The sequence below is a fragment of the Hymenobacter psychrotolerans DSM 18569 genome, assembly GCF_900142395.1.
Taxonomy (GTDB): domain Bacteria; phylum Bacteroidota; class Bacteroidia; order Cytophagales; family Hymenobacteraceae; genus Hymenobacter; species Hymenobacter psychrotolerans.
Genome location: NZ_FRAS01000004.1, coordinates 204,342 through 214,096, shown reverse-complemented (window position 1 = coordinate 214,096; position 9,755 = coordinate 204,342). Strand labels below are relative to the sequence as shown.

General features: G+C 60.8%; 3 protein-coding genes and 1 pseudogene. 1 reads left to right on the top strand and 3 read right to left on the bottom strand.

Going from position 1 to position 9,755, the window contains the following annotated elements:
- A pseudogene (locus BUE15_RS21905) lies at positions 1-308 on the top strand (IS982 family transposase); the annotation flags it as partial.
- Between the two features lie 478 nt (positions 309-786).
- Here BUE15_RS21905 and BUE15_RS06420 read toward each other — a convergent pair.
- From BUE15_RS06420 to BUE15_RS06410, 3 genes are all read right to left on the bottom strand, one after another.
- The gene (locus BUE15_RS06420) at positions 787-1,977 is read right to left on the bottom strand and encodes a hypothetical protein (RefSeq protein WP_073282266.1); all 1,191 of its coding nucleotides are present in this window, start codon (positions 1,975-1,977) and stop codon (positions 787-789) included.
- 126 nt (positions 1,978-2,103) lie between these two features.
- Positions 2,104-5,892, bottom strand: a complete 3,789-nt coding sequence (locus BUE15_RS06415; protein WP_073282264.1) for a hypothetical protein — start codon at positions 5,890-5,892, stop codon at positions 2,104-2,106.
- A 102-nt stretch (positions 5,893-5,994) separates the two neighbouring features.
- Positions 5,995-9,720: a sensor histidine kinase gene (locus BUE15_RS06410; protein WP_084548868.1), complete on the bottom strand. Its 3,726-nt coding sequence runs from the start codon at positions 9,718-9,720 to the stop codon at positions 5,995-5,997.
- Positions 9,721-9,755 lie beyond the last annotated feature (35 nt).

Below are 9,755 nucleotides of genomic sequence, written 5' to 3'. Positions count from 1 at the left end.
TGGATCCGCAAGTGCCGGAAGGCAGCGTCTTGTATGCCGATGCCGCCTACACCGACTACGCGCTGGAAGAGGCCTGGTTCGAAGCCGAGCAGGTGGCGCTAACGGTAGACCGTCGCAAGAACAGCAAACGAGCCCATGAGCCGTGGCAAAACTTTCTGATTCAGCACTTTCGCAAAGGCATCGAAACGACCATCAGCCAGATTACCGAGCAGTTCCCCAAGTCTATTCATGCCGTGACAGCGCAGGGATTCGCCCTCAAACTGCTGCTGTTCATCTTCACCCACACCCTCGCTCAACTAGGCGCATAGACCGCAACTTGGGTTAGTTAAGCGAAAATAAATTTTCTAAGAATTTTTCAGCATATTGTTTTAAATTAAGGATGAGACAGCACAACAGTATAAAGAAAAGCATTTAGTTTACTCGCATCAGCTTCTGACTTGAGTAATTCGCTGAATATTGGCCTCTAAAATTATCAGAATCAGCAACGTAGAGACACATAAAGTTGCGCCTCTACGTCTATTCTAATGAACACACTGTTTAGAAAAGTCTTACATTATTTATTGTCTGTAAAGTTTTTACGTATAAGCAAACGAAAAACTAAAAAAAACATTAGAAATACGACCACAATAAACGCAAACTTGAATAAAACAAATAACCAAGAACTCAATGAGTAGAGAAGTAGAGACAAAGCAGGCATGAGTAAATTCGTTTTAAGTGAGAACTAGTTACATTACCCCCTTACTACGTGATGCTATTTGTTCTTGTAGGCAGGAAGTCAACTTTAACTTATGGACGGTAAAGTCGCGTGCGTGCTGTATCATTATCCAGATCAATCCATCCACTCAAAAACTGATTACTTCCATTATACATAGTATTACCCGTTCCTGTTACAACAAATGTTACCGAGAAATAATACCTGTTAGTTGACGAATCGTATCTTAAGAAATTACCATCCCCAGTCTGAGACAGTGTGGTAGGCCCCATTAAGCCGGCCATTGTTAAGACCATTTTTTTTACATCGTGGGTTCTTGTATCAATCTCAATTTTAAGTTCTAATGTCGACGCAGCATCATATCGTGTACGAATAACAGCTCCATAGTCTCCTAAAGTTGGCCCATCCAGAGTTACCATGGCATCATCCGTCGCATCGTAGGAATTTGAATCATTAGGATCGAATCCGTCATCATTCGTACCACCCGAGCCATTCCCACTGCCCAGGTCGGGGTGGTCGGTGGGGCCGCCCCAGCCGCTCGGACCCGGAAAAATAGGCTGGCCGATGTCGGGGTCAATGTACACCGAGTTGGTGCAGGTGGTCGTGTAGTAGGCCCAGGCCCCGTTCACGCGCACGTACCAGTCCGTGCACGATTCCGTATCGGGGCCGCCCAGCCGCCGGGCCTGCAGGCGCGTGGCCCCGGCTACTACTGCGCCCGCCGTGGCGCTGAGGCCTTGCCGGTATGCATAGGTGCGGTCGTAGAGAAAGGCGTAGCCCGTAAAGGCGCCATCCAGTGGGCCGGCTCCGGTTTGCAGACGCTGATACAGGGCGTGCGCCAACGCCGGGGCTTCGGCCTCCGAATAGCGGCGGTTTTGGGCTATGATTTCCAGAATGGAAGCCGTGGGCTGCTGCCCACTGGTGGTGGCAATCACCAGGTAGCGGTAGGCCACGTCCTGATTCTCGAACATCTCCCGATTGTCGACAATCGGAACCAGCGTGTGCTCCTGCGGCCCGGCCTGCAGCGTAACGGCGGCGGCCCATTGCAGCTGCAGCACCGGCTGGCTGGTGTTTTCGGGGCCGGCCGGTGTGACATCGGCGTCACGGACACTTTTGCCGAACCGGCCGGTGTTTTCAAACCAGACTCTGGCATTCTGCCCTGCTACCACGGCAGGCTGCGCGGTTTGTGGGACAATGGCTTCTGGCCGCTCGCACGCGGCAAGCAGCCCCATCAGACCAATAGATAACGTAGTAAGTATTCGTTTCATACGGATATTGGTGAGCAGCAAAGGTCCGAAACCGGCCGGAGCATATCCAGGACAAACTGCCCGGTCTCGTGACATAGAAATTCCTCTATATGTTACGCCGCTGCCTGCCTTAAAACAGCACCGACCTTAAAACAGCACCGACACCTGCATGCGGCCGGTGTGCACCACGTTCAGGCCGTTGGCTTTGCGGCCGTCGTAGCTGAGGCTGAGGTTGAGGCCGTTGCTGAGGCGCTGTTCGGCGTTCAGGTTCCAGGTGAAGTTGGAGCCGGGGCGCAAGGCATTCAGGATTTCCAGGCCCACCACCGAGTCCTGGTTGCCGTCGAAGGCGATGCGCACGTAGCGCGTGGTGGCCGTGATGGTGCGCTTGCTGACCTGGCTGATGCGCGTTTCCAGCCCCAGCTCGTCGAACACGCCGCGGGCCTCGTTTTCGGCGTTGATGGGCGTCACGTTGTTTTTGTCGGTGCGCAGGTAGGTGCCCGTGAAGCGGAGCGTGCCGCTGGGCTGGTAGCTGATTTCGGGGGCCACCTCATACACCAGCACCCGGTAGTTGCGGTTTTCAAGGTAGTTGGAATTGTTCTGGCGGATGCTGCGCGAGGTGGTGAGGCGCCCTGTGAAGGATTGCGCCAGCGTACGGCGCAGCAGCAGGCTCTGCGCGGCCAGGTTGCGGATATCGGAGCCCTGCGTGAGCAGTACTTTCTGCTGGGTCTGCTGCACGGTCAACTCGGCCCCGAAGATGGGGTTAGAGCGGTTGAAGTACACCGTATTGCGCAGCAGCTTGTTCAGGCTCAGCAGCAGCGAGTCCTCGGTCTGAAACGCAAACGGGTTCAGGCGGGCCGAAAGGCTGTTGTCGATGGTGCGGCTATCCAGCGTGACGCTGCTGATGGCCGAGAAACGGGCCGCTGCCGCGCGCCAGCCGCCGGCGTCGCGCCAGGTGCGCGGGGCGTTGGTAGTGAGGCGGTAGCTAAACCGGTTGCTGTAGGCAATCAGGTAGTCATCGGTCGGCAGATAGACCTTGATGTGGGTGCGATACACGGCATCGGCGGTAGGCGCCTCCAGAAACTCGTCCCGGTCCTGAATGCCGTTGAAAGGCGGGGCGTCGCCGCCGTAGTAGTGCGTGCCCTGCCCGTTGGCCACCGTGATAAACGAGTAGTCGCGCTTCAGCTCCCGGCCCGTCGCCACGGAGTAGCTCAGCTCCGACCGAATCTGATTCTGCAGGAAGCTGGCGTTCCAGTCCAGCTTGGTCAGCACGGTGCGCTGGCGGGCACTGTCGCGGGCGGCCAGGTCGCGGTAGGTAGCCAGCACGGCCAGGTCCTGGCTGTTGCCGAGGCGCGTGGCCAGCGTGCCCTGCCAGGTCTGGGCCGTGCTGCGCCGCTGGATTTCGGTTTGCTCCGGGTTGGGCGTCTGGTCGCGGCGGTAGGTGTAGTCGGCCCGGAAGCGGGTGCGGGCCGAGTCCTGGCTCTGGAAGAACACGTTGTGCTCGTCGAAGTAGTTGGCCGAGGTGAGGGAGTCGCCGGACGGCAGCGCCACCCGGTTTTTGTCGAAGCGGTAGGCGTAGCCCGGCACCACGGGCCCGGCCACGTAGCGCGCGGCGGCCTCGCCCCTCGCCCACCTGGATTCCTTACTGCCGGCCTTGGAGTTGAGCAGAAACAAACTGCCGCGCAGCTGCACGTCGCCAATCTGGCGGGCCGCGTCCAGCCAGTGCTGCAGCCCGCTCACCTCCCCCGACCGGAAGCGGCGGCTGAGGCGGTAGTTCACGGCGTTGTTTTCGTCTTTGGCCGCGCCTACGGCAAAGTTGAGGATGTTGTCGGCATGGGCTTCGCGGCGGGTGGCGTTGCCCTGCACGGTGCTGGTGGTGCTCCAGTTGCGGTCGAACTCGATGTCCCGGAACCGGTCGACGGGCGCGAAGGCGCGGCTGGTGTACTCGTAGTCGAGGGCGCTGCGGAAGCGGTAGTCTTTCAGTAACCCCAGGCCCGGCAGGCGGCGGTCCTGCACCACGTAGCCCACACGCATGGCCCGGCCCTTGTCGGAAGAAGGAGAAAACCGGTTCAAATCCAGGTCGGACACGGCCAGATCCACGAACACCGACGTGGTAGAATCCACCTGAAAGCTGGCCCCGGCCGACACAATCTGCTTCTGCAGCGGCGCGGGCAGCAGCCGGATGGGCGCATATCGCCCCCGCTGCACGCCGTTCAGGGGCTCAATGTACTCGTACACCCGGCCATTGGCGCTGGGGTACGTCGTGCTCAGGTTATAGTCGCCTTTGCCGGCCCCCACGTCCGTAAACCGCACGTTGAACACGTCCCGCGTCGAGTCGGGTGGGTACGTGAATACGTCTACGGGCAGGCCGTTCACGGTGCGGGTTTCGCGGTTGTAGAGCACCTGGTTGCGGGTGTACTGCACACGCTGGCCGCCGGGCGTAGCGGCCTGGGCCACGTTGCCGGGCAAGTCGCGCAGGGCCACCCGGTCGAGGCTGTCGAGGAGCAGGTTGGGCGAGTTGTCGGGGTTGTCGGCTTCGCGGTAGAAGTTGCCGTGCACCGCCAGCCGGCCCACCTGCTGGTAGTGGCTCAGGTGGTAGAGCGAGCGGGCATAGTTGAAGTCGGAGTACTCGAAATCAATCTTGATGCGCGAATTGCGGGTGATGAGGTGCTGGGGCGAAAACGTCACCTCGGCCTGGTTGTAGTCGATAACGTAGTCGTTGTCGAAGCCACGCGTCAGCAGCCGCCCATCCAGGTACACCCGCTCGGAGTTGGCCAGCACAATGATAAACTGCTCGCCGTTGGGCCCGCGCAGCCGGTACGGCCCCTGCACGTTCTCAATGGGCGCCACGTCAATACTGGCAAACTTGCCCTTCGCCACACCACCCGCCACCGTCGTAGATGAGCGGAGGGGTCCGAACCGCCCCTTCTCCTCCGGGGAAATAGTACCGGAAGTACCGGGCGGAAACGGGGAGCCCGACGCCGCGGGCGGCGCCACGCTGCCCGGCGCGGTAGACTGCGTGGGCGGCTGGCCGCCGTTGGTGATGGTGGTGGTAGTATAGGTACCCGGATTGACGCCAGGGTAGCTGGGCAGCGGCGTGAGCTGCGGGGTCGTGAAGCCACTAAGCCCGCCCGGTGTCTGGCCCAGGTTCACTTCCAGGGCCGCGCCCTGCACGTTTTTGTAGAAGCGCAGAAAGTAGTCGGGCTTGTTGCGCAGCACCACGTCGCCGGCCGTCAGGTTCCAGCGCGGGCTGGTAAGCGTGATGTAAATCCGGTCGAATTCCTGGAGCTGCTGGGTGTTGCCTTCGGGCTGGAACGGCACGCTTTGGTCGCTGATGGCGGCCGTCAGGTTGATGTTGTCGGTGAGGCGGCCTTCGAGCTGCAGGTTGAGCGAGGAGTTCACAAACACGTTCTGGGCGTTGCCAAAGCTGATGCCACGGGCCAGATTGCCGGTTTTGTTGATACCCGGCGTACTCAGAATCTGCTCCTTCACCGCAAAATCTTCCTGCCCGAAGCGCCGCCGTGGAAAATCGGTGCTGTCGAGCAGGCGGCGCGGACGGCGAAACACCGGCGCGGCCAGCCGCAGCGGCAGCACCCGGTAGCACACCAGCACCGAATCAAGACCGGGCACTGCAATGTCGGGCTGGCCGGGCTCGGGGCTGGGCAGGCGGCGGCCCGGCTGCACCAGCCGGTACCGGTCGGTGCGGCTGTCGTAGCTGACGGCGCGGCCCTGCGTGCTGACCGAGGAAGGCACGACGGTCAGCGTATCGTTCAGGGCAAAATCGGTGGTGTCGCGGCCTGGCAGCAGGCGCACCCACACGCAGCGGCGCGTGTTGGGCGGGGTTTCCGCACGCTGCTGCGCCCACGCTCCGGCCCAGGCCAGCACACAGACCAGCAGCAAGCCAAAGCGCAGAAAGCGGTGCGGAAAGCTGCTGATCATTGAAAGTCTTTATTCCCGGAAGGTTGCCCGGCTCCACAACGTAAGAAGCGGCGCAATTCGTGCCGCCAAAAGTACCGCTCTGCGCGGGCTTGGCCTCGCGCCTTACCCAGCCAGCGGCAGCTCGATGAAGAATGTGGTGCCGGTGCCTTCCTGCGTCTCAAACCAAATGCTGCCGCCGGCACTTTCGATGCCGCGCCGGGCCACGGCCAGCCCAATACCAGAGCCGGTAGCCTTGGTGGTGAAGTTGGGCACGAACACCTTCTCGCGCACTTCCTCCGCAATGCCGGCGCCGTTGTCCTGGATGCTGATACGCACCCGCCCTTCGGGCCGGATTTCCAGCTGCGCCTCAATCTCCGGCTCCTGGCCTTCCGGCACCGACTGCAGGGCGTTGATGAGCAGGTTGTTGAAGGTGCGCACCAGCAGGCTTTCGTCGGCGAAGACGGTGGCGGGCGTTTCTTCCGCTGGCAGCTGCAGGTGAATGTGGGCGTCCTGGCGGCTGCCCTGGTGCAGCTCCACGCAGCGGCGCAGCACCTGCGCCACATCCAGCCGCTCGGGACGCATGGCGGGCAGGTTGGTGAAGTTGCTGAACGAGGTGGCAATGTCGGTCAGCACGTCAATCTGCGTGATGAGCGTCTGCGAGACTTTGCCAATCAGCTCCTGAATATTGGGCCGGTTGTCCTGAATGGCGCGCTGCAGAAACTGCAGACTCAGCTTCATCGGCGTCAGCGGGTTCTTGATTTCGTGGGCTACCTGCCGGGCCATTTCGCGCCAGGCGGCTTCCTTTTCCTGTGCCGCCAGCTCCTGCTTGCTTTCCTCCAGCTTCAGCAGCATGGCATTGTACTCGCGCACCAGCAGCCCGATTTCGTCGTTCGACTGATAGTCGAGCATTTCGTTCTGGCCGGTGAGCGTAGTTTTCTTCAGCTTTTCCGTCAGCAGCTTCAGCGGGTCGGTCAGCACGCGCGAGGCCAGGAAGGTGAGCCCCAGGAAGAAGATAAACATCACCGTGAAGATGTTTACCAGCGTCGAAATCAACTCAATCAGCTTGCTGTCCAGCTCCTTTTCGGAGTCGAAAAACGGAATACCGACGTAGCCCAGCACCCGGCCGGCCGGCCCGGCTTCTTCCCCGGTAGCCCGCAGCGGCAGATACAGCGCATTAAACGAGAGCGAACCGGCCCGCTCGGTCAGCAGTACGCGCGGCTGGGTGCGCTCCTTCAGGGCAGATACGGCCTGCGGATTCATCAGCGGCCCCAGCAAACCCGACTCGAAAATGATAGGCTGACTACTAACCAGCAGTTCGCCGCTGGCATCGTAGAGGTTGAGGTCGGTTTCAGTAAGCGCCGACACGTTATCGGCCAGCTTGAAGAGGGCGGCCCGGCCCATGGAATCGGTGAGCAGGGCGCGGTTTTGCAGCAGGTTTTCCTGCACGGCCCGCCCGCGCCGCTCGTAGGTGCGCCGCAGGTCCCGCTTATACGACGACGTTACCTGGCTGGCCGTTGCAATGCTCACCAGGATGAGCGGCACCAGAATGCCGAAGTTCAGGAAGAGCTGAATTTTGGTGCTGAAGTTGGCCCGGAAAATATCCAGAAACTTGCCGCGCACCAGCAGATACGCGCCGGCCCCGAACAGCCAGAAAAACGTGTGCAGCAAAAACAGGAACGAGAAATTGGCCAGCCAGTCGGTGAAGCTGTAGTTTCCGGTCGTCACGACGACGGTGCGGTGCTGGCCTTCGTCGCGCACGGCAAAGTGGTGGTACCGGTCTGCCACCAGGCCCGTGCGGTAAAGGCGCGGGTCGTTGTACTGGTGCGGCTGCAGACGGTTCACGTAGTCAAAATCCCCTTCGCTGTACACCAGCCGGTCTTTCTCGTAGCCGGCATAGCTTAGCTCCGCCCCCATGCCCGGCTGGAAGAACTTCTGATCCACAAGCAGCTCAGGCACTACGCTGTAGGTAGTGAGCTTCTTGAGCATGAGCTCCAGCAGGATAGTGCTACTACCGCTGGCAGGGGCCGGCACGGCCACAAAATCGACGTAGCGGCGGGTGCTGAACGAGTTGCTGCCGCGCACCAGAAACAGGTTGAGCTGGTCGGTGCGGGTGGCGTTTCGCAGCAGGCGGCTGCGCACCGCCGACAACGATTCGGCATTGGGCCCCGCCCCCAGCGGCCGCCCGGCGGGGTCGAAGAGCGAAACCGTTATTTCGTATTTGTCGAAGTAGTCGCGCAGGTAGTGCTTCACGATTTTCTGGCGCACTACCTCCGAGCTGGCGAACGGACTGGCCAGCAGGGTCCGGATAAGGGGGTCGGCGGCCATTTCCCGGGTACGCTCCGTGAGTAGAAACTCGCCCTGCAGGTCATTATCTACCAGTAGGTTGCCGGCCATGGCCTGCTTGTTGAGCACCAGTTGCCGGTCGAAGTGCTCGAACAGGGCCAGTGCGCCCACGGCCGAGCTAATGCCCAGCATCAGGAAAATAAACAGGTATACCTGGTAGGGAATGGCCGCTACCACGCGCCGCAGCCCCATCAGGCGCAGCAGCAGCAAAAACCAGAGCGTGATGCCCACAAGCAGCACGTGGGCCTGGCCCAGCGCAATGCCAATCGGCAGGAAAAGCAGCGCGCTCAGCCCCAACCCGAAGATGCTGCCCCGCTTGGTATCGGGCCGTACGGCGGTGCTGAACAGCTGCGCCAGCATGTAGAACCCGGCCAAGTAGGCGCCGGTGTGCAGCACTATAGCCAGGCACAGCAGCAGTTTGAACCCCGATACCGAAATATCCTGGGTGATGTCGAGGACAATCTGCGAGTTGTTGAAGCTATTGGAATAGAACTGAAATAGCAGCTCCAGCAGCCCGAAGAACAGCACCCCGGCGGCCGTGGCCACGGCCGTCCGCTGGCCCGAGCTCTGGAGGCGCTCCACCCAGCGCGTGGGATTGTAGCGCCGGAACAGCAGCAGCGCAAAGCAAGCCGCCCCAGCCAGCAACCCGGCATTGATGAGCAAGTCGCCGAGGGAAGGCGACAGCCAGGAAGCGGCGTACACGCGCGGATCAAAAATCGGCAGCTCGACGAAGGAATAGGGCAGCCCGAAATGCAGCAGCACGGCCCGTAACACGCCCAGCGGCAGCAATACCAGTGCGGCACTAGCCAGCAGCTTGCCGGCGTTCATCAGGCGGGCAGCCCACAGCAGCCAGCAGGCCAGGTACAGGCTCAGCCCCAGGCCCAGCAATGCCATCGGCAGATGCTTGCCAGCCACCGGGTTTAGCTGCAGGCTTTCCAGCGAAAACAGGTAGGTGCCTTCTTCTGAGTAAATCTTGTGTAGTCCCGGACGGTTGCCATCGGACACCAGCCGCACGTTCAGCCCCCGAAAGAGGGCCTTCTCGGAGCCGGCACGCAGGTAGCGGTTGCTGATACCGTAGCCTTTCTCCAGCGGGATATAAGTGAGCACCACAAGAGAGCCAGCCGCTTCCCGCAGAGCAATGTAGCGCCCAAACTGCATGGTCACGAGCTTCTCCCGAAACGGCTGGCTGACGTGTTCCGGGTCGGGCCGGATGGTGTGGTCGGACCAGTAGCGCAGCTCCCCGTTGCGGTAAACGAAGCACGGATACGTAGTCTGCCCTACCATCCGGCCGAAATTCAGCGCATTCTGTCGGGCCAGGTCCGCTATTTCCACGGCTTGCTGCTCGGCGGTCAGTTCAGCATCCACCACCAGCTTCTGCAGGCGTTCTGCATCAGTGCGCAACAGCGCCTCCGGCGCCTGGCCGAAGCGGTTGCTCAGGTAGGCACCCGCAAAACACAGGAGGGCAGCCAGCAGCAGTACTGGCGGTAGAAAGCGGGCTAACTTCAACTACAAGGCAGGGTATGGGCGGCAGCGCACGGCCC